Origin of the sequence: Actinomycetospora endophytica, from assembly GCF_021026375.1 — a bacterium.
In the GTDB taxonomy this organism is placed as follows: domain Bacteria; phylum Actinomycetota; class Actinomycetes; order Mycobacteriales; family Pseudonocardiaceae; genus Actinomycetospora; species Actinomycetospora endophytica.
Map to the genome: position 1 here is coordinate 96,999 of NZ_JAJNDB010000009.1, position 25,180 is coordinate 122,178.

Below are 25,180 nucleotides of genomic sequence, written 5' to 3' on the forward strand. Positions count from 1 at the left end.
AAGCGCCACCCGACACCGGTCACTACGCCGAACAGCCGACCAGACACGACCAACAAGACACCCGAACGAAGAGATCAAGGGAAAGATCAAACGACTCACACCGATGCATCACGATCCTCGGGTCCCGATCGGCCTCCGGCCGGCTGGCAAGAGCATCGCTCTTGCTCCAGTTCGTCGATGATCTTGAATGGTGGGCGGCCGAGGGTTCCGCCGGGTGGTCGAGGTGCTGACGCTGTCGTCGGGCTACTCGCCGGAGTACCTACTCAAGGAGATCGCCACCGGGCGGGAGAACTACTACACCGGGGCGGTCACCGACGGGGAGCCGCCGGGACGGTGGTGGGGTGCCGGCGCCGTGGCGCTCGGCCTGACGGGGTTGGTGGACGCCCAGGACATGCGGGCGGTCTACGAGCGCTACCTCGATCCCCGCGATGACGCCTTCCTTGACCCCTCGAGGTGGGATGAGGCGGCGACCCTCGGGCACACCGGGCGCCGGTACGCCACCGAGGACGAGCTCTACGCCTTGGCGGTTGAACGTGAGCCTGACGCCAGCGCTGAACGCCGCGCTGAACTCCGGGTCGAGGCGGGCAAGTCCGCCCGGCACAACGTGGCCTTCCACGACGCCACGTTCAGCGTCCAGAAGAGCGTGACGCTGCTACATACAGCCTTCGAAGCCGAACAGGTCAACGCTGAACGCGCTGGCGACACCGATGCCGCAGCCGCGTGGGGCGCGCACCGCCGAGCGGTCGAAGACGCGATCTGGGCCGGCAACCACGCCGCCCTCGCTTACCTGTCGGAGAAGGCCGGCTACGTCCGGGTCGGTCACCACGGGGGTGCGGCCGGGCGCTGGGAGGACGCCCACGACTGGGTCGTGGCGTCGTTCTTTCAGCACGATTCGCGGGATCACGACCCGCAGCTGCACATCCACAACACGATCCTCAACCGCGTCGAGAGCCCGGACGGAACCTGGCGGACCCTCGACGGGCGCAGCCTCTACCGGTGGCGCCCCGCCGCGGCTGCGGTCGGCGAGCGGGCCCTCGAGGAACACCTCACCCGCTCGCTCGGGGTGGGGTTCGCGACCCGACCGGACGGGAAAGCGCGGGAGGTCGTCGGGGTTTCGCCGGAGGCGATGGACCTGATCTCCTCGCGCCGCCACGCCGTGACCGCCAAGGCTGCAGCGCTCATCGAGGCCTTCGAGGCGCGTCACGACCGGGAGCCGACCAGCGTCGAACGGGACCGGCTCGCCCGGCAGGCCACCTTCGCGACCCGCCGCGCGAAGACCCACGACGGGGAGACCCGCGAGCAGGTTCTCGACCGGGTGGAGGCCCAGCTCGCCGCCGACATCGACGGCGGACTCGCCGGCGTCGCCGACGCCGCCCTCGCTGCCCGACCCACAGCCCCAGAGGCCGAGACGTGGTCGCCGCGAGCGGTGATCGAGCTGGCCCTGACCGATGTCCAGTCCCGCAAGGCCGGTTGGACCCGCGCCGACCTGGTCCGGGCCCTCAACCAGGCACTGCCCGACACCCTCGGACTCCCGGAGGGCACTGACCTCGCCGAGATGCTCGACGGTCTCGCGGAGCAGGCGGTGACGCTCGCAACGCCGTTGGAGTCGGCCCGACCCGGGGAGCAGGTGCTGCCGGACGAGCTGCGCCTGATGAACGGGGAGTCTGCCTACCGGGCTCCCGGCGGGCAGGTCTACGCCACCCCCGATCACGTGCGCAGCGAGAACATCCTGCGCGCCGCCACTGGCGACCACACCACCGCCGCCCTCTCACCGGCTACCGGCGCCCGATTCCTCGAGCAGCTGGGTGAGAGCGGCCTCGAGCTCGGCGTCGACCAGGCCGCCGCCGTCCGTGGCGTGCTCACCTCCGGGGCCGCGGTGGTGACCCTCGTCGGGCCCGCGGGCACTGGGAAGTCGTTCGTCGTCGGCACCCTCGCCAAGGCATGGAGCGACCCCGAGCTCCGGGGCGCCGCAGCGGGCCGGGTGTTTGGGCTGGCCACCAGCCAGATCGCCACCGGAGTGCTCACCGACGAGGGTCTGACCGCCCGCAACGTCTCCCGATGGCTCGCGACCCAGGACCGGCTCGCCGACTCGCCCGGCAACAGCCACGACGACCGCGGCTGGCGCCTCCGGAAAGGCGATCTGGTGGTCCTGGACGAGTCCGCGATGGCCGACACCACCGCCCTCGCCGCCATCCACCAGCACACCGAGACCGCCGGAGCGAAGCTGCTGCTCGTCGGCGACCACCGCCAGCTCGCCGCGGTCGGCGCCGGCGGCGCGATGGACCTGCTCGCCCAGGCTGGCGGGCGCTACGAGCTCGCCGATACCCATCGCTTCCAGCAGCCGTGGGAAGGACCCGCGTCATTGCGGCTGCGCGACGGCGACGAGACCGTGCTGCGGACCTACCACCAGCACGGCCGGCTCGTCGACGCCGGAACCCTCGAGCAGGCCGAAGCCTCCGCGGCCCGCGCCTGGCTCGCTGACACCCTCGCCGGTAAGCGGTCCGTGCTCGTCGTCGACACCAACCAGCAGGCCGAGCGTCTCTCCGCGCAGCTGCGCGTCGAGCTCGTTCGCCTCAGGCGTGTCGAGGAAGCCGGAGTTCCGCTCGGGCGCGACGGCACCACCGCTGGCGTCGGCGACCTCGTCGCTGCCCGCCGCAACGGCTGGGAACTCGCCGGCCACCACGCCACCACGGATGCGGGCGAGCATGTCAACCGCCCCGGGCCGATCAACAGGGAGACCTACCGCGTCACCGCCACCGGCGACGACGGCTCCCTGACCGTCGCGCCGGTCCACGGTCGGGACGACGGCGGGCAGGAGGTGCTCGGCGAGGCGATGGTGCTACCCGGCGACTACGTCGCCGCCGACGTATCCCTGGCGTACGCCGGCACCGTCCACTCGACCCAGGGCACCACCGTCGACACCAGCCACCTCGTCGCGTCCGCCTCGACAAGCCGCGCCGCCGGCTACGTCGGGCTCACCCGCGGCCGCTACGCGAACACCGCCCACGTCGCCACCATCAGCGGACCCTCTGACCCGGCCGACGGCACCACCGCCCACCAGCTGCACCGCGACCCCGTCGCCATTCTCGCGGCCGTCTTGACCGCCGACGGCGCGCCTGAGACCCGCTCTGCGCTGGCCACCGCCACCGAGTCCGCCACCGAAACAGGGTCCGTGCGCACCGCGGCGGAGCTGTTCACCGACGCCGCGCAGCTCGCCGCGACCCACCGCACTGTCGGCTGGCTCGACCAGCTCACCGCCGACGGCGTCCTCGACCCCGAACACCGCGCACGGATCGCCGCCGAGGACGGCCCTGCAGCCCTCACCCGCATTCTGCGCCGCGCCGAGCTCGCCGGCCACGATCCACAGCGCGCCCTGCACGACGCGATCGCAGACCGGCCTCTCGATGGCGCCCGCAGCCTCACCAACGTCATCCACGGCCGCATCCGCGACGACCAGGAGGACCGCCTCGACCCGATCGGCACCACCTGGGCCGACTGGACACCCCACACCGGAATCAAAGACTGGGACCGCTACCTCACCACCCTCGCCGACGCGGCCGACCGGCGATCCGATCAGCTCGGCCGCGACCTTGTCGCCGATCCGCCTTCATGGCTCACGGCCGCCATCGGTGGGGTCCCCAACGACCGGGAGGAACGAGAGATCTGGCGGGAGAAGGCCGCCACGGTCGCGGCCTGGCGCGAATCGCACGGCCACGACGACCCTGACGACGCCCTCGGGCCAGCGCCAGCCCCCGGCCAAGTCGAAGCGTTCGCCGCCTACCGCGCCGCCTGGCGTGCACTCGGCCGACCCGAGATCGACCGCGAAGAACTCGAGCTCTCCGACGGCCAGCTCCGAGTGCGCGTCCGCGCCCACGAACGCGAATCCGCCTGGGCCCCGCGCTACGTCGGCAACGAACTCGCCGGCACCCACCAGGCCGCCGCCGCGCACCGCCATACCGAGCAACTACGCCACGCCGAGGCCAGCGCGGCCACCGACGAGATCGAACGAGCCCGCCTCACAAACGAAGGCGAGCAAGCCCGAGCCCTCGCCGAGACCATCGAGCAACGCGCCGACCGACTCGTTGACCTCGACGACGCCCGCTCCCGCTGGCTCGCTCACACCGCCGGCACCCGAGCCGCCGCGGAACGCGCCAAGGCCGAGCTCGCCGCCCGCCACGCCGACGACACCGACCCTGAACCGCAGGTCACTGCCGCCGAATGGCTCGCCGCACACCGCGCCGCCGTCGCCGAGGACGAGCGCCACCGGGAGGTCACCGACGCCGACGTGTCTGACCCGACCCACGAGCAGGTGAACGAGCTGGCCGCGGAGGCTCCAACCGAGTCGCCGGACGCCCGGGCAGCCGCGGACGCCTCGACCGACGCGGTCCGTGACGACCCCTCGGAGTCTGACGACCGGCGTGACGAGCCGCCTGAGTCCGAGCAGCCCGAGCGGGACATCCGCGAGGTCGCCGCAGACGAACCACGGGTGGAAGCGGAGGACGACGTGCGGGTGCCCTCGGCCGATGAGACTGCCGCCGCTGTGGATCGCGCTCAGCGCGCGCTCGCTGAAATTCGCGATCGTGACACGGCGGACGCAGCCGCGGAGCAGAAGCAGCGCGCCGAGCAACTGACTCAATGGCACGAGCACGACCGGACAGTCGCAGAGGAACCGCTCCACGATGACGACGACGTAGGCCAACCAGAGCCGGTGGGCATGGATCAGCTGTGATCGAGGGTGCCGACCTCGTCATTCACCCCAACGAACTCCGAGACCTCGATCGGGCGCGGCCCGCTGCGCCGCCACGCCCACCGCAGCGTCGCGCGCACGCCGTCGCACCAGCCTGGTTCGTGCTCAACGATGTCCGGACGCCGTTCCTCGAGCGACTCCGCCGCTACGTACTCGGCCTCGATGAGCTCCTCATACGCCAAGCGATGTCGACGCGTCGCCGGTGACCGCGTCAGCCGGTCTGGTCCGGTCGCCGAGCGCATCGGCGCCGTCGCAATCCAACGGCACGTCACCGCGACGGCTACGGCGTACCAGTCGGTGATCCCGTGCGCTGCCTGCGCTTCTCCGCGCGCGCTCGCCGCCCTCCAGACCGCAACGAACTCGTCCCGTGACACGCGGACGTTGCCAGCAGGGATCCCGGCAACGTCGGACTCACGCACCTCCATCGGAGAAGCGTGACACCGGACTCCGACAAAGACGAGAGTGGCAAGCCAAGATCAATGCCGGTCTTGCCGATAGTTAACCCGTCGGGCAAGGGTCGTCTCAAAGAGACCGTGCACTCGTCTCGTAGCTCTGGCTTCCGCACTTCGGTGGCGCAACATGACGCTCGGCTTAGTGGACTGCTCGAGGAGCCCCGATAGGTCACTGGCTGTTCGGAGCCTGCCTGGTGTATGGCGGTTCGGGCGGGAACACGCTCCGGATCACGATCCAGGCGAGTCCGATGACCTGGACGACGGCTGCGCTTAGCCAGGCGACGCCGATCGGTGGAGCGATGTCCCAGCTACGGGAGATCGCGTACCAGAAGAATCCGACGTCGGCGGCGACGACCTGGCCGACGACCACGACGAGGAGCGTGATGCCGTAGACCTTCTTGAACCACACGTCCCAGGCGCGGTCCTCGCGGTCGGAGTCGTCGAGGGTCGGGGCCGGGTGTCGGTGGCGGCCGCGGCGAGCGACCGCCGCTGCGGTTTCGACGCCGACCTCGGAGGCACCGACCTCGACGTCGTCGGGCATGTCCGGTTGGGTCAACGCGGGAGCCCGAGGTTCTCGAGTCTGATGCGCATTGCGGTGGGTGAGACGCCGAAGACGGGCGCGAGCCGCTCGGGGTGCCGTCGTTGCTCGGGCGGGACCCCGCGCAGGAACACCGTCGGCATGAGCAGGGCCGCGGCGAATCGGTTGGCCCAGCGCTCTTCGCGATCGGTGCCCGTCTCGGAGAGGTGGTTGCGACGGTCGACGAACCCGAAGTCGGTGACACCGCTGGTGCGCCGGCGAAGGAGGTGTCCGATCTCGTGGGCGCAACTGAACCGCCGCCGCTCGGAGGTCTCGCGTGCGTTCAGGTAGATCGTCGGTGGTCGGCCGGCCTCTCCGACGAGCATCGCGGAGACGTCGTCCTCAAGGTCCATGGTGAACACCTCGGCGCCGAGCCAGCGGGCGAGCGCGACGGGATCGACTGGCAGCGGAAGCCCACCAAGCTCATCGACGCCAAGCTGGTCCAAGACGTCGTCGGCCGTGACCTCAGGCGAGCGGCGGGCGTCGAAGTTCATCGTGCTCGACACGCCGTGCACCCCCGATCCCCGCTCACGATGTCGATGATGCCGGGTTGGCGTCCCTCAGTCACAGGTTGTCGGGCTGATCATGACCAAGATGCCACAGCGGTTCCCCGGGCTGGCGTGGCGCATGGGCTAGCTCGGCGGCGTGGCGCGTCAGACGCCCTGGAGCCAGAAGTGCAACCGCGGCGGACCTCTTCGAGTTCTCGTCGAGCCCGGGTTGAGCGGAGAAGTCGAAGTCGGGGTCCAGGGACCGGGCGGGGTCCAGAACCACCACTCCCTCAGCCTCCACCGGCGGAGCCCGCGATCCTCACGGCCGCGCTTTCCTCCGCCGCTTCTCACGGGATCGAGTCGGTTCCATTACCGCTCTGCGTCCAACGGTTCCGCGGAGATTACGATCCTCGACTCCTCGCCATCGGCCCGGAACGACCACGGGCCATGAGACCATGGCTCCCGGAAGTCCCCTTGGTCGATCATGTACCGGGGCAGATCGATTTCGAGCGCTTCGCCTGGAGCGCGGAGCGAGTCCTTGCCGATCGAGGGCAGCCCAGAGTCGTCGGGCGGCGGATAGTCGCGGGCCAGCTCCTCCAGCTGCAGCGTGAGCAGCAGCAGCCGGTCCAAGTAGTGCAGCGACCCGCGCAGATGCTCCAGCATCAGGTCCGTGGTGCCGTCCATCATCCCGTGATCTCGCCCCTCGGGCACGCGGCGCAACTCCGACACCACCCGCAGCGTGACCCCCGCGTCGGATCTCCCCTCCTCGACAGAGAGGGCCTCCGGCAGGTACAGCAGCTCTCCCACTACCGCGTCGTCCGGTGCTCGCAGCAGCTCTCCGGTGCGGAGCACGGTGTACCGCGGCAGCCAGATTCCGGCCGACAGCAGCCGCACCCTCAGATCCTGCTCTAGCAGGCCCCAGGTGTACCCCATCTCCCGCCACAGCTGCGGACTGCCTTCCGTCAGCAACTCGCTCCAACGGGCGTCCACCTCCGTTAGCCGGGCCAGCACCGTCCGGACCTCGGACTGCCGCTCCTCCTCGCCGGAGGAGTTCCGCGCCAGGACCCGGCGCGCCGCCGCGGTCTCCGCGGTCAGCGTGCGCGTCAGTTCCCGGAGGCGGTGCAGCCTCCGGAGCAGCGCCAGGTTTCGTTGCCGCCGATCGTTCGGCAGCCGCTGCCGCAGCTCCGACGAGAACAGCCGCAGGTGTAGCGCTGCCAACTCCGCCAAGATGTTCCCGGCCGCCGCGGCGGCGTCCCTCCGCTCTCGCTCCCGATCCCCTCGGTCGGCGATCTGGCTGAAGATCAGCAGTGCCGCGGCGACGCCCAGCGCGCCCGTGCCCACTGAGGCGACCACGTTGGTGAGGAAGCCGTGCGCCTCCAGCCAGCCGCCGGGGCCGTCCAGCACCCACCCGAGCGCGATCACTGCCGCGCCAGCGGGAACCAGAGTGCCGACGGTGAAACGGATAGGCCGTGGCCTGTCGCGAAGCCATCGGCCGATTCTGCGCGGCCCCGCTAGTGGCCCGTACTCCGAGAGGTCCAAGGTGCCGGAATAGGGGGTGCCGTCGCGATTCACGTACAGCCGCTCGCTCAGATCCATCTTCCGTGGCGGCGGCGGGCCGACCGCCACGCCGTCGCCGCCGGTCCGCGGAGCCCACTGTGATGGCGCGGCGCCGTTGTCCGTCCGGGGCTCGGAGCGGCGCTCCGCTTCATGGTGCGCTGCCCCGTCCCCTGATTCGGCCATCATCAACCCTTTCGCCTCCCCCTTGGGACGCGGCGCGGCGCCGCGGGCCCGCTTGACCCAACCACGCAAGGCGTCCCGGTTGATCCGAACTGCTGACCGAGCCGGACACACACTCGGGAGCCCGCGAGCAGCCTCGGACCTGATCGCCGAGAGGACTGGCATCGCGTCGCCGCTCAAACCTGAGGTTCCCCAGTCACAGGTTCCCGAGTCACTGCACGTCACTCCTCCGGCACGGGTGATCCGATAAGTCCGGTCTATGTCACCTCGGCGCCGACCGGGCCACCCGGGAACCTCCGGAAGCGGCGATCTCGGTGGTCCACCGCGCCGCTGGCGTTCCCAACCCCGCCGAGACGAGCAGGTCCGCGCCACCCTGGCCGGCACCGCCGCCACCCCGGCGTCACCCCACTCCGCCGCCCGCATCGAACAGGTCCTGGCCATGACGTGCGGCCTCGATCCGGAGTCGAGCGCCCTGAACGCCCGCGACCTCGCGCTGATCTTGATCGGCTACGCCGCCGCGCTGCGCCGTAGCGACCTCGCCCGCCTCGACCTCGACGACCTGACCATCGACGAGCATGGCCTGTCATTGCGCCTCCGCCGCTCGAGAATCGACCAGGACAACGCTGGCGCCGTGGTTGGCATCGCCGCCGACGAGACGGTTCCCGCCCCGCCGCTGACGTCTGGCCGGCGTGGCGCGCGCACCTGGCCCGAGCCGGCGTCACCCGCGACGCCGCGTGGTGACCCATCCACCGCTCCCACCAGGACACACCTGACCATCCCTCCGGCACGGCTTTCCGGTCGGGCGATCAACGACATCATCGCCCGGGTCGAGCACCGAGCTCTGTACACGCGGCCCTGCTGGTTGGTGACGCCGGATACACGCCGTGTCCTCGCTGTCCTGGGGGCCGCGTGGGCGACACGCGTCATTGCCCGCGAGGACAACGCGTAATAGATCCGGACCTCGACACGAAGAGGACCGTGAGTCACTCGGGTGCCTGCGCGGTCGCTCAGGCGTGGGGGGAGCCATCGTGGTCGTGACGCCTGACCGCACATCACCGGAGCCCCGCAGCAGGGGCGGGGGGAACGACGTGGTGCACGGCGGTGCGCGCGCTCTCCCCGTCCAGCGGACCCTGTCCCCGATGACGCCAGGCGAGGCGCTCGGCCACCGAGAGCAGGCGTGGTCACCGAAGCTGCGAGGCTTGTCGCTCGTCGCCGAGCTCGAGGTCGCGGAGACCGACCGGCGGGAGGTGTGCAGGCTGCTGGGCTCGATCTATTCGGCGTGCACGGGATCCTGGCACGCCGAGCGGATGTTCGAGCGGTGGCCTGCGTGCGTTCTTGTTGCTCTGACCGGTGTTGCGTCTCGCGGGTATGAGCGGGGCGAGCTGTGGCCGAAACTCTGGGAGGAACTCGGGTACTCCGGCGGGCTCTCGGACCAGAAGACCTGGGGGGAGGGGTTCCAGCGGGCGCTCGCTCTGCTCGGGCTCCCCACCTTCGAGAGCGCGCCGATGGCCTACGTCGGACCGATCCTGATGCATGCCGGCATCCCCGACTACTGTCTGGCGGACTTCTTCCGGTTGCTGGACGCGCGCCGCTGCCGCGACGTCGATGTGACCACCGAGTCGTTCTTCACCTGGGCCGGCGCACGCCCGAGCAGGCTCAACGGTCTGGACAAACCGGCTAGCCGGTTCCTCGCCCACGGCAGCGAGTATGCGTTTGACTTCGTGGAGCGCAGCTTCGATCTTCTCGAGCGGCTCCGATCCGGCTCCGAGGACCTGGAGGTGATCGGGCTCCCCCCGCGGGTCGTGCGTCGTGCGCAGTCGCTCGCCGACGAGGGCGTGTTCCGCGCCCGTGCCGCCTGGAGGACGTCGAGGCGCGGCGCCGCCCGAGGTGCGGACCGGCCCCATCTCGCCTTGGAGCCCTTCGGGCGTGGGGTCGTGGTGTGCCTTCCGCCAGTCCCGGACGCGCCAGCCGGCTTCGTCCGATGGAGCGTGAGCGCCGACGGCGAACCGCAGATCGTCGAGAGCCAGGCGGAGTGGGTCGGCGTCGCCGAGGCCGCCCCGCAGACATCCTTCGCGCTGGTCCGACCCACCCGGACGGTGGCCGTCTCGGCCGACGACCTGGTGCCGCACACCGAGCTGCGGGTCATCGACCCGGCCTCGCCGATGCTGGTGTTCGGGGAAGACGGTCGGCGACGACCGGACGGCGCGCCGCTGCCGCCCGAGGTGGTCTGGATCGCTCACCCCGCGGACAATGAGCTCACCGCCACCGGCGAGCTGCGGATCGTCGCGGAAGGTCAGCTTCAGCTTGGCTGGAACGGCTGGCGGCTCCGGCAGGTCGACCTGGAGAAGGCCCAACACCTGGCCCTGGACGGATTCCCCGAAACCCGCCGCTCGGTCCGAGGCCACACCCGACCGCGCATCACCCTGGCGCCCCCGTTGGCGGGGATCACGACCCCATACGGCACACCGGTCGTCGCCAGCCCGCCCGAGCTGTGGTTGCCGGGGACCCCGGGGGTGGAGACTCGCTGGGCGGTCGAGATCCGCCGCTGTGATGGCGGCGCGCGAGTCTTCAGCTCGTACACCGTGGACCAGCCCACCCCGGTGACCGTGCTGTGGGAGCAACTGCCGCGCCCGCTGCTGGGCGCCTTCGAGATCACGGTGCGAGGCGCCCTGGGGCGCGGTGTCACGCGGACGGTGTTCCTGGCCGAAGCGCTCGACGTGCGCTACACGCCACCGATGCGGGCCTTCACCCCCGCTGGCCTGCAATCCGGGCACGCCGAGCTCATCCCGGCGGTGGGGGCGGTTGCCTCGCCGCGACGGGTGGACTTCGGCATCGGCGACCGCCGCCGCGTCCTCGAGTACCGCGCCGGCGAGGAGACCGAGCCGCTGCTCGTCACGCCCCCGCATCTAGCGGTGATGCACGAGCGGGCCGATCATTCGGCGTCCTGGTCCGCGGGTCCCTTGCGGCTGGTCACGGAGCGCTTCGCTGACGACCCCGGCGTGCTCCATGTCCACACCCCGGGCGGGACCTCGACGCCGGTGTTGCTCGTGGTGACCCGCCACGAGCTGCTCCAGGTAGTGATGCCCAGTGGACGGGCGGCGGCGGGCTCGGCCCGCTTCGAGCTGGCGCGCCTGGCCGACACCGTCACCACCCACCATCACGTCGAGCTCGCGCTCGACCTCGGCCACACCCGCTGCGTCGTGGCAATGATTCGGCCGCGCCGTCTGGCCAGCGGCGCCGACTGGGCGGGCGAGGCGATACAGCTCCGGGATGCGGTGGCCGTCGCTGGGCTGACCGCGGCGATCTACCCGAAGTGGGCGCCGTGGCGCCCCCCGACCGTGGCGGTGGTCGGCGCCGGCGGCACGGTGGTCGTGCCCGCGGAACTACGTCACGCCGGGCCGTTGGCCCTGGAGCTGGCCGTCGATGATCCGTGGGCGCCGGTCGTGTGGCCTCGATGGCCGCGCGAGGAGGCACTGTGGGTCCCCACCGCCGGTTATGTGAGCAGCGATGACCCCGACGAGACGGCGCTGTCGCGGTTCGCGGCGGGTTTCGGTGAGTTCCCGACCGAGGTGAGCAATCTCGGGAGGTGCTGGGAGTTGCTGCTCCAGGCGCCTCGCCTGTATCGGCGGCCCCAGGCCGATCCTGTGATCGCTGGCTGTGCCCGTGCACTTCGGTCGCGCCCGCAGGACGCCGTCACCGCCCTCTCTGAGCTCGGGCTCGGGTCCGATGCCGTCGTCGCGGCCTTGATCGAGTCGGGGCTGGTCGCCATGGGATTCACCGGGGACGCGGACGTCGCCGCGAAACTGTGGGTCACCAGCCCGGCGCTAGGAGCGCTAATGGGCGGCCTCGGCGAGGACACGGTGCGCGAGGCCGCTCTCGGGCAATGCGGGCCTGTGCTGGAGACCCTGCTCGACACCAGCGTCGACCCGCACGCCGCAGTCGGCCGGTTCGGACCTGAGGCGATGGCCATAGCTGCCATGCAGCCCCACCAGATCGACGGACTGTGGGACGCCGCTCAGGTGGTGCCGCAGTCGATGCTCGACCCCGACACCCGAGCGGTGGCCGCGCGACGGCTGTTCGACCGGCGCATCGACCCAGGTGTGCTTCGCATCAACGGATCGGGCACGTCGATCGTGCGGGACGCGACGAGGGTTCTGACCGGCACGCGACACCTTCGCGCTCAGGTCGAGGCGCGGCGGGGCGTCAACGGCCCGGACTGGCTGTCGCTGCCGGCCGCCTCGGCCGCGCTGGCGATCCTCGCGCGGCTGGCGGCGCGCGGGCACCCCGAGCCTGCGCGACTGGCGCAGCGCTTCCGCCCCCAGTGGGTGCACCTCGCCCGCGCCGCACCGGACTTGGTGAGCATCGACCTGGTCCTCGCCGAACTGCTCGTCCGCTCCTCGGACACGGAGTCCTAGTGCCCCAGCCCCTCGACGCCCTAGCCGCCAGTGACCTCATAACGCGTAGCTACCGGCGCTATCTACGGTCGCTGCTCCCGCTGCGCGACCCGAACATCGCCGCGGCGCTGCACACCGAGATCGCGCAGAGCCCCCTGCTCACCAGGGGGCCGCTGCTGGAGGTGACCCCGCCCTACGCCTCCGGGGCGAGCCTGGCCACGCTGATCGCCGACGGGGTGCTCGACCCCGCTTTCGGCGAGCTCGACAGCGCGGTGCTCCCCCTCGATCGGCCGCTGTACAAACATCAAGAAACCGCGGTGCGCAAAGCCTCCGCAGGACGCAACCTCGTCGTAGCGACGGGCACCGGATCCGGCAAAACCGAGAGCTTCCTGGTCCCCATCTTGAACTCCCTGCTCGCTGAGCAGGCGGCAGGCAGGCTCGGGCCCGGGGTGCGCGCGCTGCTGCTCTACCCCATGAACGCCCTGGCCAACGACCAGCTCAAGCGCCTGCGCCAGCTCTTGGCCACCACCCCGCAGCTCACGTTCGGCCGCTATACCGGCGAGACTCCCGAGGGCGCGGCGCGCGGCGCCGAGGAGTTCATCGCGCTCAATCCCGGCATGTCGCGGCTGCCCAACGAGCTGCTCAGCCGCCAGGAGATGCGGGACGCGCCTCCGCACCTGCTGCTGACCAACTACGCGATGCTGGAGTACCTGCTCCTGCGCCCCGCGGACATCGATCTGTTCCGTGGCGACACCTGGCGCTTCATCGCCCTCGACGAAGCCCACGTGTACGACGGCGCGAAAGCCGCCGAGGTTGCCATGCTGCTACGCCGGCTCCGGGACCGCGTCGGTCCCAGCACCGCATTGCAGTGCTTTGCCACCAGCGCGACCGTCGGAGACGACCCGGGCCGGGTGGTCAGGTTCGCCTCCGAGCTGTTCAACATGCCCTTCGACTGGGTCCCCGACGACCGGTCTCGTCAGGACCTCGTCACGGCCGCCCGGCCCACGGCCCCGGTGACCCAACCGTGGGGGCCCATCGAGCTGGACACCTACCGCGAGCTAGCCCGATCCGACGACCCCGACCCCGCGATCCTCCGGCTTGCCCACGACCACGGCTACACCGCAGACGACGCTGCTCATGCACTGAAGAACGAGGCGCGCATCACCGCCCTGCGTGAGCGCCTCGCGGACGGCCCCGACGCGCTCGAGGACCTGGCGGTCGACCTGTGCGGCGCCGACCCCGACCCGGTGGGAGCACTCTCGGCCGTGGTCAAGGTGGGCAGCAGAGTCGCCGATCAGAGCGGAGCGCCGGTCCTGTCGGCCCGCTACCACCTGTTCGCGCGCGCCACCGAAGGCGCCTTCACCTGCCTGGCCCCCGACAATCCCCACGTGTCGCTGGGCCGACACGAAGTCTGCCCAAAGTGTCAACGGGCGATGTTCGAGCTCGGCGCCTGCAAGCGTTGCGGCGCGGCGTACCTCACCGGCACGATCAAGGCCAACACGTTCCTGCCGCGGGTACGCCCCGACGAGCGCCGCACCTGGGCGCTACTCGGCGACACCCCGGCAGTGGTGGACCAAGACGACGAGGAGCTCGAGGCCGCCCCGGCCCTGACCGAGCGCGACACGCTCCTCTGCACCGCCTGCGGAGCGCTGCACACCGGCACCGCGGACGCCTGCACGCGAGCGGGCTGCGGGGCGACCCCGCTCAGACCTATCCGGTTGCTCTTCCATGTCCACGACGCGGAACCCAAAGGGTGCCTAGCCTGCGGTGCCCGCGGCTCGGCCATGGTGCGCTCGTTCGACAGCGGCAGCGACGCAGCCGCCGCCGTGCTGGCCACCGCTCTCTACCAACAGCAGCCCCCCGCCACTGACGACGTCTCCGCCGACCAACCCGGCGAGGGCCGCAAGCTGCTGGCTTTTAGCGATAGCCGACAAGCGGCCGCCTTCTTCGCGCCCTACCTGCAGTCCACCTACGCGACCATCCAACATCGCAAGCTGATCCTGGACGGGCTGCGCGCCGGCGAATCGCTCACTGTCACCGACCTCGCTTTCCACGTCGCAAAGGCCGCCGACCGGGCCCACGTGTTCCCGCGAAGAGCCTCCCGCCAAGAACGGGAACGCCAGACCGCGCTGTGGATCATGCAGGAGTTCGTCGCCCTCGACGACCGGCAATCACTCGAAGGCCTCGGGCTGGTCAAGGTCGCCCTGGGTCACGACCGGCGCTGGCAGATACCACAGCCGCTCATCCAGCTCGGGCTCTCCGAGGAGGAGGCGTGGGCGCTGCTCACCGAGCTCGTACGCTCCGTCCGCCAACAAGGTGTGATCGACATGCCCGACGGGGTGGACCCGCGCGATGAGGCATTCGAGCCACGCCGCGGACCGATCTACCTGCGGGGGAACGGGTCAGAGCCGGGCCGGAAGATCCTGAGCTGGCTACCCACCCGAGGCGATAACCGCCGCCTGGACTACGTCCGTCGTGTGCTCCGCGCGCTGGGAAACCACGCTGACCCCGGTGATGTGCTGCAAGGTTGCTGGAAGTTCATCACCGAGCAGACCGAGAGCTGGTTGCCCACCCAAACTGTCCGCCCGATTGGCGTCGTATACCAGCTCGACCACACCTGGCTGGAGCTGTCCCTGACCAACGGCGACAAGCAGTTCGCCTGCGACCGCTGCCAAAAGATCACCGCGGTGTCGGCGCGGGGCGTGTGCCCGACCCTCGGGTGCGACGGAACCCTCCAACCATTCCAGCTGCCGACACCGAACACCGACGACAACCATTATCGAGAGCTGTACCGGGCGATGAACGCCGTCCCTATGACGGCGAAGGAACACACCGCCCAACTCCAGAGCCAAGAAGCCGCCGGAGTGCAGCAAGAGTTCGTCGCAGGCAGGGTCAACGTGCTGTCGTGCTCTACGACCTTCGAACTCGGTGTGGATGTCGGCGAGCTACAATCCGTGCTGCTTCGCAACATGCCGCCGACCACTGCGAATTATGTTCAGCGAGCCGGCCGCGCTGGCCGGCGTGCAGCTTCAGCGGCCCTGGTGCTGACCTATGCCCAGCGTCGGCCACATGACCTTGCCTGCTACGCCCGGCCCGAAACGATGATCTCCGGCGAGGTTCGCGCTCCCTACGTTCCCCTAGGAAATGAGCGCATTGATCGCCGCCACGCTCATTCGATCGCGCTCGCCGCGTACTTCCGCCACGCAATGCAGATCGCAGGCACATGGTGGAGTACCGCTGGGGAGTTCTTCCTGGGTGACAGTCCACCGGCGGCGCAGGTCCGTGAGTTCCTCACTCCCGTTCCGGTCGACGTCGATCGTTCGCTTCGCGCGGTGCTGCCTGCCCAGGTGCAGCGGCAGATCGGGATCGACACCGCGGAGTGGGTAGACACCCTCTGCGGCCTGCTCGAGCAGGTGCGAGCGCAACTGAGCCACGACGTCGACAACTTTGAAGCCCGCCGACAGGAAGCCTTTGATAAGCGCCGCGGCGGGGACGTAGCGCGGTTCGAGAAGACGATCAACACGCTGACACGTCGGGAGCTGCTCGGCTATCTGGCGAACCGCAACGTCCTCCCCAAGTACGGCTTCCCAGTCGATACTGTGGAGTTGCGCACCACCTACTCCACAGAACCAATAGGCAGCAAGCTCGAACTCAACAGGGACTTGTCGGCCGCCATCTATGAGTACGCACCGGGCTCGGAGGTCGTCGCCGGCGGGCTGTTGTGGCGATCGGGTGGCCTGTACCGGCTGCCCGGCCGGGAGCTCATCAGCAAGCAGTACGTGGTGTGTGAGCAGTGCGAACACTACCGCGAAGGCGATGGCGATCTCGATCTCGCTTGCCCCGCGTGCGCGACCCCCGCGGCGAAGGTCAAACGCTACGTTGTGCCGGAGTTCGGCTTCGTCGCTGATGCAGAGGTCAAGCAGCCGGGCTCGACCCCTCCGCGCCGCACCTGGGTCGGATCGACCCACGTCCGCTCGCTCGGAGCCAACGAGCTCAGCCCGACCCGATGGCGCACACCTAGTGGCGGCACGATTGAAGCTAGCGCGACCGCGCGAGGCGAACTCATCGCAGTGTCCGAGGGCAGCGGCTACGCAGGTTACTGGGTCTGCGATCGGTGCGGGTATGGGCGAAGCGCCGCGGGGAAGCCGCCGCGCAGTCACAACCACCTGTTACGCAATTCGGAGTGCACCGGGCTGATGCGACAGGTATCCCTCGCTCACGCCTACGAGACTGACCTTCTCGACCTGGCCTTTGACTCGCTGGCCACCACCCCCACCATGAGCACCGAGGACTGGCTCTCGCTGCTGTACGGCCTGCTCGACGGGGCCGCTATCGGCCTCCAACTAAGCCGCGACGACGTCGGCGGGACGCTCTACCAACGGCCCGGCAGGCGGACCGGAATCGTCCTGTTCGACACGGTTCCCGGTGGAGCCGGGGGAGTGCTGCGTATCGGCGATGCGTTGGACACAGTCGTCGTCGCCGCCCTCGAGCGGATCGAACGTTGCGATTGCGGCGAGGAGACTTCCTGCTACGGGTGCTTGCGCAGCTTCAGCAACCAGCGCTATCACGACCAGCTCAGTCGGAGGGGTGCACTCCAAGCGCTACGTCCCATGACTGCCGGCGGACAGATGCGTCGCCTGGACGCATGAAGCCGCCGGGGGTCGGCGCCATTGCCGGTCCGGCATGCCGCTGGTCCACTGGGGTCGCCACCATCAGGCAGACCTTCACAGTCGGTAACGTGCCGCCGTCGCGTTACGACACATGTGAGACGGGTTTCACGACGCAGCCTGCGCCGCTCCACGCCCTACCGGACCGGAGGTCCTTCGATTTCGTCTTCGTAATCTTTCTTGTCGGTGGGTTCGCCCTCTTCGGATCTCAGGAGAACCCAGCCTCCACTGAAGTTGGGGCGCTTCAACCCCGGGCCGAGGCCCGTTTGAGTCGCTGCGCGGCGTGGCTGTCGGACCCTGGAGCATGACTGGGCCGCACTCCCGGTCAAGGGCGCCTGAGGCGTCGCTGCCGCGATGGACCGAGGGCCCACCCATGGACCGGGAGCCTCGGCGGCCCGCCCGGCGCCCCGAGGGCGGTGGAGACAGCAGACGCCTCCACCCACCGCCCAGGTTCCGCCACCCGCGTTATGTCAGGAGGCCGCCATGGCCAACGACACCGTCATCACCGTGATCGGCAACCTCACAGCCGACCCAGAACTGCGATTCACGAGTCAGACCGGCCGGTGCTCCGCTCGGGACCGTAGATCGACTACCTCCAGATCCCTGGTAGCCATACAAGTCGGCGGTTCAATCGCAACGCGGGGGAGTGGCGTGATGGGGAGGCGCTGTTTCTGCGCTGCACGCTGTGGCGCCAGCCCGCGGAGAATGCCGCCGACGCGCGGACCCGGGGAACGCGGGTGATCGTGGCGGGTCGGCTGAAGCAGCGCTCGTTCGAGACCCGCGAGGACGAGAAGCGCACCGTGATCGAGATCGAGGTCGACGAGATCGGGCCGTCGCTGCGCTACGCCACCGCTAGCATCACCGAGCAGCCCCGCGGCGCCGACGGCCCCACGAACAGTGGCGATCGCGCCAGCGCCACGGACGGGCCGCCGGACGCTGAGGACAGCGCCTACGACGAGGACGAAGCCCCGTTCTGATCACCGACCCGCCCCACGCAACCGTCGCGTCAGGCTCCCGGCCCCACCCGGGCCGGGAGCCGTCGTTGCTGCCGCTACCGCCGAAGGGCGAGCCGTTAGCCGTCCCGCGGAGCGCCATCGTTGGCGGTAGCAACGACGAGGGCCTGATCGAGGGGCTGCGTGGTGCGGATCGTGGTGCGAATGACCGGTCGCCAGCGGCTCCTGCGGGACCTCGAAGACACGCGGGCGAGACCAGAGGCCCTGGTAGAAGCTGTAGGACACGCCGTCCGACACTCTGGGGGTCAAGAGGACTTTGCGAGGCCAACGCGGACCTGATGTGGGCCCGTGGCGTGGCCATGCCGTTTGGACGAACCCCCGTGGCCCGAGTGCAGCGCAGCGTTCCAAGGTGGTGCTCCATGCTAAGTCGTCGGGTCAGAGCCCCGGCGATTAGTCCGTCCGGAGGAAGTTCTTGTCGGGTTGAAGCGCTAGCAAGTACGCGGGCGATCTCCCAGCTGGGCCGCAGCAGCTGCGGGTCTTGTGAACCAGGGGGCACACCGTGTACGTCCGACCCGACGAGTTGGACGGGGATGCCGACACCGTCCGCATCCCTCGCCAGCATCTGGATATCGCACGGCAGTCACCGAGCTCCCCTCCTCGTCAGTGGAGTTCGGCCAAGACGGCCGCGATCACGGCAGTGATCACTTTGATTCTTAGCGTCGGCACAGGCTACGGGCTCGAACTGCTCAAATTAATTGAGCCCCCCGGACAGGTCGTCGATTCTTTTGCGGCACAGCCCTTCTCAGTTTCGACAACGCCTGCCGGCCTGTACGGTGGCGGTCTCTATGGAACCAAGGGCGAGTTCGCATTCAAGGAACCCCTCAACTTGACCCCGGAAGAACGCGCCTTCTTTGCATCTCAGGATGCCTATCCAATGACGCCTGATGGTGCGGTGGGCGATCCCGTCGCCGAGCAGCGTTCAAGCCGATATTTCAATATTGCCGCGAAGTATCACGGGATTAGTATCGGCGAGGTCGAGACGTTGGCCACCTTGCGCGGGTTGAGCAACGAAACCGTACATTTAAGCAATATGCGAGTGAAGTTCGTCGAGCGCGATGCGACCTGGAATGGTGGCGTATTTTGTGAGGATAACCAAGGTGGAGGGCCCGTGGATGCTGTTGCCTTCGATCTCGACTCAAGTGATCCGGTCGCTCAGGTCGCCGACATCGGCGGTGCGCCGACCGGACAACCACTGTTCTCCGCTAAGCAGTACACCTTGCAGCACGACGAACTTTTGACTTTCGACCTTCATTTCCGAACCAAACTGCACCATGCGAAATTTATAGTAGATGTCGATTGGGACACGCCCAGCAATCATGGCACCTACGAAGTCAGCGACCAGGGGACGCCCTTTGAGGTCACAGGTCCCGCTACTCCGAATTCATTTGATCCTGATGCGAACACAGCTCAGCGGCCATTGACCGGCTACAGGACCGCCTGGGCAATCGCTCCAACCGGACCGTACTCCCAGGTGACGCCGGGTGTCGGTGGATCAGGCTGCTGACAGAGAGAGCTCGGGCAAGAGACATTCAAATGGCTGCCCTTCGGCCGAACCTCAACCTTGATGCGACTTACCGGCTGCTGCTCGGCGCACGTGGGCAGGCAGATCGGAGCCCACGGACGTTGGTCGAGCCAGCCTGCAGACACTGTTGAGTTCTCAAAGATCCGGTCCGTCAGCGCGATCACCCGGGGACCACGCGCCCTCACCCGAGCCGACCTCATGTTCCGCACGCCCCCAGAGCAGGACCCGGCGTGGCAGGCGGAACGTGTCGAGGTCACCCCCCGGTGGGTCAAGTGCGCCGCGACGGAAATCGCGGCACCTGTTGCCTCTCGCTACCTGCCACCGACGACCGTCACCGTCTGATGCACACAGCCGGTCTCGGTTCGAGCAACTTGATGAACGAGTCCGACGAGCAGGCGTCGGCGCTCAAAGCACCACCCACCTCAACGGTGGGCGCTCAGCGCGCTCTGCACCACGACTGCGGCGCTTGGATGGAGCTCTCCCCGACTCACGTACTCGTTCTTGAGGAACTTGGCGTGACCCATCAGGTCGGCCTTCATCCGGTCCGTGAGCGTCAACTCGTCATCAAGGATGGTCGCGTAGGTCCGCCGCCAGGTGTGCGGAGTCATCCACTCGAGGCCCACCTGTTCCCTGACCTTGCGGAGCGTCCGGCGCACGTTGGCCGGCCACCTGTAGGTGATGTCTCCGCTCGCGCTCGTCGTCGGGAAGAGCGGCCAGGACGGGTCCCCAGGGAGCTCGAGTCGGGCGCTGATGATGTCCACCGCGAACGACGGCAGCGGGATGATGCGCAGGGCGGCGTCGCTCTTGCCATCGTGCCGAACGAGCCCCTTCCCCTTCACCCACACTAGGTTCTCGGTCACCGTCACGACGGGCACTGGAGGCATGCCCTGTCCAACCGGCAAGCCGTCCAGGTTCACGTCGAGCCGTCGCACCGCGAGACCCTCACCGATCCGGAGTCCCGTGCCGAGAAAGAAGCGAACGAGCTCGGGGAGTTCCGCGCGGCGGGCGACCTCCTGGATGCGCCGCACCGCTGGGTCGGGGGAGGAGGAGTCGAGCCAGTCGAAGAGGCGCTGGCGCTCGTCGAGCGTGAGCCCTCGCGGCGACGCCTTGCGCTTGCCCCTGACCTGCTCGATGCGGTCGAGTTCGCGGACCGGGTTCTGATCGAGCGCGTCGTGGAGCACGGCCTGCTGCATGACGCCGCTGACGACCGTCCGAACGTTGCGTCGCGTGTTCGCGGTGTAGCGCAGCCCGAGCTGCTCGAAAAAACCATCGAGGCGAGCGGGCGAGCACTCCCGGAGCCGGAGCGAACCCAACCCAGGGAGGACGTAGTTGTCTAACCGGGCCTTGTACTCCACGTACGTCGTGTCCTGGCGCTTCCGCTTCACCTTGTCGAGGTAGATCTCGGCCGCGTCGGCGAAGGTCGACGTGGGTGAGAGTGCGCCGGCCGCCCGGGTCGCTCCTCTCTGCCGCTGTTCGACGGCCCGGTGCAGCGCGGTTCGCGCGGCAGTCTTGGACCCGGCGAACTTCGCCATCCGCCGCGTCACGCCGTCGTGATCACGGAACCTGCATCGCGCCACCCAGACGCCCGCGGACTCCTCCGCGACCTTGATGCTGCCGGGGGTGCCCAGGGCTAGGGGAGGACGGGCCATCGGAGCTCCCAGCGCCAGCGAGACGAGTTTCCGACCAGTAAACGACCAGCGAGTCGTTTATAGGGAAGCACGCCGTGGCCCTGACCTGCAAGGATGAGTGCCCCCGGTGGGATTCGAACCCACACTGGACGGATTTTGAATCCGCTGTCTCTGCCGGTTGGACTACGGGGGCTGGACGCGCCGACCCTCGCCGGGTGGCCGCAGTGTTACCTCGTCCACACCGTGTCGCTCGTCGCCGACGGACGCGCAGCTTAGCCCGGTAGGGTCGGCTGAATCGAACCGGCCTGGTGCGGGGGACCGGCGGGTCGGTGTGGATCGGTCGGCCCCGGGACCACGGGCCGGACGCAGCGACGCGCACAGGAGGACCGCCATGAGCCAGCAGGCCGAGGAGATCGCCGCTGCAGCCGACGCGGCCGTCGAGGTGCCCGAGGAGCCGGCACCGCGCGAGCCGCTCCGCGTGCTGGTGGCCGAGGACGAGGCGCTCATCCGCATGGACCTCGTGGAGATGCTCCGCGAGGAGGGCTACGACGTCGTCGGCGAGGCCGGGGACGGCGCCCAGGCGATCGAGCTGGCCCGCAGCCTCAAGCCGGGCCTCGTCATGATGGACATCAAGATGCCCGGCACCGACGGGCTCGAGGCGGCCACCACGATCGCGCAGGAGCGGATCGCGCCCGTGGTCATGCTCACCGCGTTCAGCCAGCGCGACCTCGTCGACTCGGCGCGCGACGCCGGCGCGATGGCCTACCTGGTCAAGCCGTTCACCAAGACCGACGTGGTCCCGGCGATCGAGGTGGCCGCAAGCCGGTTCGCCGAGATCACCGCGCTCGAGGACGAGGTCGCGGGGCTGACCGAGCGCCTGGAGACCCGCAAGGCGGTCGAGCGCGCCAAGGGCCTGCTGATGAGCAAGAAGAAGATGACCGAGCCCGACGCCTTCCGCTGGATCCAGCGGACCGCGATGGACCGCCGCACGACGATGAAGGTCGTCGCCGACGCCGTCGTCGAGACCTTCGGCTGAGTCGGCCAGACACCCGGGCGAAGATCTACCGCTGAACGGGGACGAAACGGTCACCCGGACGCTGTCGTCGCTCACAGAGGCCCGATCGGTGACCGTGCGTCATTCAGCCCTGTGAGTGATCGGCCGCTGACCAGCGCCGACGCCGCGACCCGCCGACAGGGGTCACTCGATCGTGACCTACGGTGGCCGCGTTCAGTGTCGGCGGTGGGTCCGGGAGGTCGCAGGTGGGTCGGGCGTGGGGCGGGTCGGCGGAGCCGGGCAGGACACGGGACCCGCGACGTCCGCGCCGGGTGGCCGGCCTGCTGGCCGTCACGCTGACGGCGGCGGCGCTGGCGCTCACCGGATGCGGCTCGGGCGGCAGCGCCAACGGGGAGTGCGACACCGACAAGGGCACCCTCACGGTCGGGCTCATCGCCCCGCTGTCCGGCGAGCTGGCCAACATCGGCCTGGGCATGAGGAACTCGGCCGACCTCGCCGTCCGGCAGGCCAACGACCGCTGCGCCGTCCAGGGCTACCGCCTCGAGCTGCAGAGCCGGGACGACAGGGGCGACCCGGCGACCGGCGCGGCCGCCGCGAAGGACCTCGCCGCGAACCCGACGCTGATCGGCGTCGTCGGGACCTACAACTCGTCGACGGCGCAGACGGTGCAGCCGGTCCTCGGGAACGCGGGGATCGTGCAGGTGTCGCCCGGCAACACCAACATCTCGCTGACCCGCGGGGCCAACCCGGTCTCGGCCCCGCTGCGGCAGTACCAGACCTACTTCCGTGTGGTCGCCACCGACGCCGTCCAGGGCCCGGCGGCCGCCGACCACCTCGCGGCGATCGGCAAGACGAAGGTCGCGGTCGTCAGCGACGGCCAGACCTACGGCGAGGGCATCGCGAACGAGTTCGCCAAGCAGTTCGGCACCCGGGGCGGCCAGGTCGTCATGCGGATGACGCTGCCGGCGGGCACGGCGCCGGACGCCGCCGTCGCGGCGGTCTCCCGCACGCGGCCGGACGCGGTGTTCTACGGCGGGGAGTACCCCGACGGCGGACCGCTGTCGCGGGCGCTGTCCGGCCTGGGCATCCCGCTCATGGGCGGGGACGGCATCGTGAACCCCGACTACGTGACGGCAGGCGGGCGCAGCGGCGACCTCGGGACCTCCGTCGGGCCCCCGACCGAGACGCTGCCGGGCGCCAAGGGCTTCATCGACGCCTACCGGACCGCGGGCTACCGGGAGAGCTACGGGCAGTACGGCGCCTTCAGCTTCGACGCCGCGAACGTCGTCATGACGTCCGTCGCCGGAGTGATCGACGCCCGCGGTGACGGCGAGTGGTCGACCGGTCTGCGTCCGGCCGTCGACCAGGCCGTCCAGTCGTACGACGGCGACGGCATCACCGGGCCGATCTCGTTCGACCGGTTCGGGGACGTCGGAACAGATGCCGTGACCGTGTATCAGCTGGTCGGCGGACGATGGATCCCCGATCGCACCCAGCCCTGAGACCTCTCACGATGATCACCCGGCCTTGACCGGGTCTTGAGGTTACGGCTCGAATACACACTGGACCACACCTGTTCCCCTCCGGGATTTGGGTCTATCTTTCCCACCCGACCGGAGGAGTTTGGAACTTGCCGGTCGCTCTGTGAGCACACAGCAGCAACGGGAGGTTGTTCAGTGGTCCGACGTCGCCTCGCCGCCGCGGGCGCCCTGGTCGCAGCAGCGGCCCTGGTGCTCTCCGGCTGCGCCAACCAGGGCGGAGGTGGCGCGGCGCAGACCAGCCAGGCCCCCGCCCCCGCCCAGCCCAACAACGCCGCGCTCCCCGCGGGCAACGGCCAGGGCAAGTGCGCGCCCGGCACCTCGATCGCGTACGTCGGCACCCTCGCCGGTCAGAACGCCGCCCTGGGACAGGCGATCGCGAACGCGACCGAGCTGGCGGTCAACCAGCACAACCAGGCCAACCCGGGCTGCCAGGTCACCCTGGTCAAGGCCGACTCCGGCGGCACGCCGGACACCGCCGTCGGCCCGACGCAGGCCGTGATCAACAACCCCGCCGTCCTGGGCATCGTCGGGCTGCCGTTCTCCGGTGAGTCGAAGGCCGTCGGGCCCTCGCTCAACGCCGCCGGTCTGGTCAACATCACGCCGTCGGCCACCAACCCGGGCCTGACCGGGAACGGCTGGACGAACTTCTTCCGCGGTCTGGGCAACGACGCGGTGCAGGGTCCGGCCGCGGCGAAGTGGATGAAGACCAAGTTCAACCCGCAGTCGATCTGCGTCATCAAGGACGACTCGGACTACGGCATCGGGCTGGCCAACGCGGTGACCCAGGCTCTCGGCCCGCAGGTCGCCGCCTGCCAGGGCAACGTCAAGACGAACCAGAAGGAGTTCTCCGCGACGGTCGGCCAGGTCCAGCAGGCCAACCCGCAGGCGATCTTCTACGCGGGCTACTACACCGAGGCCGCGCCGCTGGTCCAGCAGCTGCGTGACGCCGGCGTGCAGGCCCCGTTCGTCGGCCCCGACGGCGTCAAGGACGAGCAGTTCGTCGTCAACGCCGCCGGTTCCGCCAACGGCGCGTACCTGACCTGTCCGTGCGTCCCGCAGGAGGGCTTCACCGCCTTCACGCAGGCCTACCAGCAGGCCTACGGCGTCGCCCCGCAGACCTACTCGGCCGAGGCCTACGACAGCGCGACGATCCTGCTGTCCGGCATCGACAAGGGCGCCAACTCGCGTCCGGCGCTGCTGAACTACGTCAAGACCTACAACGGCCAGGGTCTGACGAAGAAGTTCCAGTGGCAGCCCAACGGCGAGCTCTCGGAGACTCCGGTGTACGTCTACCGGGTCGACGGCGACAAGATCGTCACGGACTCGCCGATCAGCTGATCCACCCCGACGACGGCCGCGTCCGGGTCGATCCCCGGGCGCGGCCGTCGTACGTCCGCTC

General features: G+C 69.5%; 13 protein-coding genes, 1 tRNA gene and 1 pseudogene. 9 read left to right on the forward strand and 6 right to left on the reverse strand.

All coding sequences use genetic code 11. The features are described from left to right. Positions 1–187: 187 nt before the first annotated feature. A complete protein-coding gene (gene mobF / locus LQ327_RS30395) occupies positions 188–4,729 on the forward strand; it encodes a MobF family relaxase (RefSeq protein WP_230739951.1) in 4,542 nt (1,513 codons plus the stop codon). On the opposite strand, the gene LQ327_RS30400 is transcribed toward mobF, so the two are convergent. The 4 genes from LQ327_RS30400 to LQ327_RS30415 form a co-directional block, all read right to left on the reverse strand. Further along, positions 4,720–5,172 (reverse strand): hypothetical protein, encoded by a 453-nt coding sequence (locus LQ327_RS30400; protein ID WP_230739953.1) that lies wholly within the window; start codon positions 5,170–5,172, stop codon positions 4,720–4,722. The genes mobF and LQ327_RS30400 overlap by 10 nt on opposite strands. A 196-nt stretch (positions 5,173–5,368) precedes the next feature. Continuing rightward, positions 5,369–5,740, reverse strand: coding sequence for a hypothetical protein (locus LQ327_RS30405; protein WP_230739956.1), 372 nt, complete (start codon positions 5,738–5,740; stop codon positions 5,369–5,371). Positions 5,741–5,751: 11 nt separating this feature from the next. Next, positions 5,752–6,282, reverse strand: coding sequence for an ImmA/IrrE family metallo-endopeptidase (locus LQ327_RS30410; RefSeq protein ID WP_230739958.1), 531 nt, complete (start codon positions 6,280–6,282; stop codon positions 5,752–5,754). 351 nt (positions 6,283–6,633) lie between these two features. Then, entirely contained in the window at positions 6,634–7,860 is a 1,227-nt protein-coding gene (locus LQ327_RS30415) for a hypothetical protein (protein ID WP_230739960.1), read from the reverse strand. Between the two features lie 580 nt (positions 7,861–8,440). Between LQ327_RS30415 and LQ327_RS30420 the strand changes: the two genes are divergently transcribed. From LQ327_RS30420 to LQ327_RS30440, 5 genes and pseudogenes are all read left to right on the forward strand, one after another. Beyond that, on the forward strand, positions 8,441–8,950 hold the full coding sequence (locus tag LQ327_RS30420) for a site-specific integrase (protein WP_230739963.1): 510 nt from the start codon (positions 8,441–8,443) through the stop codon (positions 8,948–8,950). A gap of 190 nt (positions 8,951–9,140) precedes the next feature. Continuing rightward, on the forward strand, positions 9,141–12,416 hold the full coding sequence (locus LQ327_RS30425) for a hypothetical protein (RefSeq protein WP_230739966.1): 3,276 nt from the start codon (positions 9,141–9,143) through the stop codon (positions 12,414–12,416). Continuing rightward, on the forward strand, positions 12,416–17,044 hold the full coding sequence (locus tag LQ327_RS30430; protein ID WP_230739968.1) for a DEAD/DEAH box helicase family protein: 4,629 nt from the start codon (positions 12,416–12,418) through the stop codon (positions 17,042–17,044). The genes LQ327_RS30425 and LQ327_RS30430 overlap by 1 nt, the downstream gene beginning before the upstream one ends. A 501-nt stretch (positions 17,045–17,545) precedes the next feature. Beyond that, positions 17,546–18,039, forward strand: a pseudogene (ssb, locus tag LQ327_RS30435) (single-stranded DNA-binding protein). Between the two features lie 535 nt (positions 18,040–18,574). Then, complete coding sequence (locus LQ327_RS30440; protein WP_230739970.1) at positions 18,575–19,579, forward strand: hypothetical protein; 1,005 nt, start codon at positions 18,575–18,577, stop codon at positions 19,577–19,579. A gap of 440 nt (positions 19,580–20,019) precedes the next feature. Here the strand turns inward: LQ327_RS30440 and LQ327_RS30445 are convergent, their stop codons facing one another. Together LQ327_RS30445 and LQ327_RS30450 are read right to left on the reverse strand one after the other, a co-directional pair. Then, entirely contained in the window at positions 20,020–21,246 is a 1,227-nt protein-coding gene (locus tag LQ327_RS30445; RefSeq protein ID WP_230739971.1) for a tyrosine-type recombinase/integrase, read from the reverse strand. 98 nt (positions 21,247–21,344) lie between these two features. Then, positions 21,345–21,418 (reverse strand) — tRNA-Leu (locus LQ327_RS30450). Positions 21,419–21,616: 198 nt separating this feature from the next. On the opposite strand from LQ327_RS30450, the gene LQ327_RS30455 reads away from it, so the two are divergent. The 3 genes from LQ327_RS30455 to LQ327_RS30465 all read left to right on the forward strand — a co-directional run bounded on the left by LQ327_RS30455 (position 21,617) and on the right by LQ327_RS30465 (position 25,119). Beyond that, entirely contained in the window at positions 21,617–22,261 is a 645-nt protein-coding gene (locus LQ327_RS30455) for an ANTAR domain-containing response regulator (protein WP_230739973.1), read from the forward strand. 290 nt (positions 22,262–22,551) lie between these two features. Further along, a complete protein-coding gene (locus LQ327_RS30460) occupies positions 22,552–23,742 on the forward strand; it encodes a branched-chain amino acid ABC transporter substrate-binding protein (RefSeq protein ID WP_230739976.1) in 1,191 nt (396 codons plus the stop codon). A gap of 174 nt (positions 23,743–23,916) precedes the next feature. Continuing rightward, positions 23,917–25,119: a branched-chain amino acid ABC transporter substrate-binding protein gene (locus LQ327_RS30465; RefSeq protein WP_230739978.1), complete on the forward strand. Its 1,203-nt coding sequence runs from the start codon at positions 23,917–23,919 to the stop codon at positions 25,117–25,119. Positions 25,120–25,180: the final 61 nt, after the last annotated feature.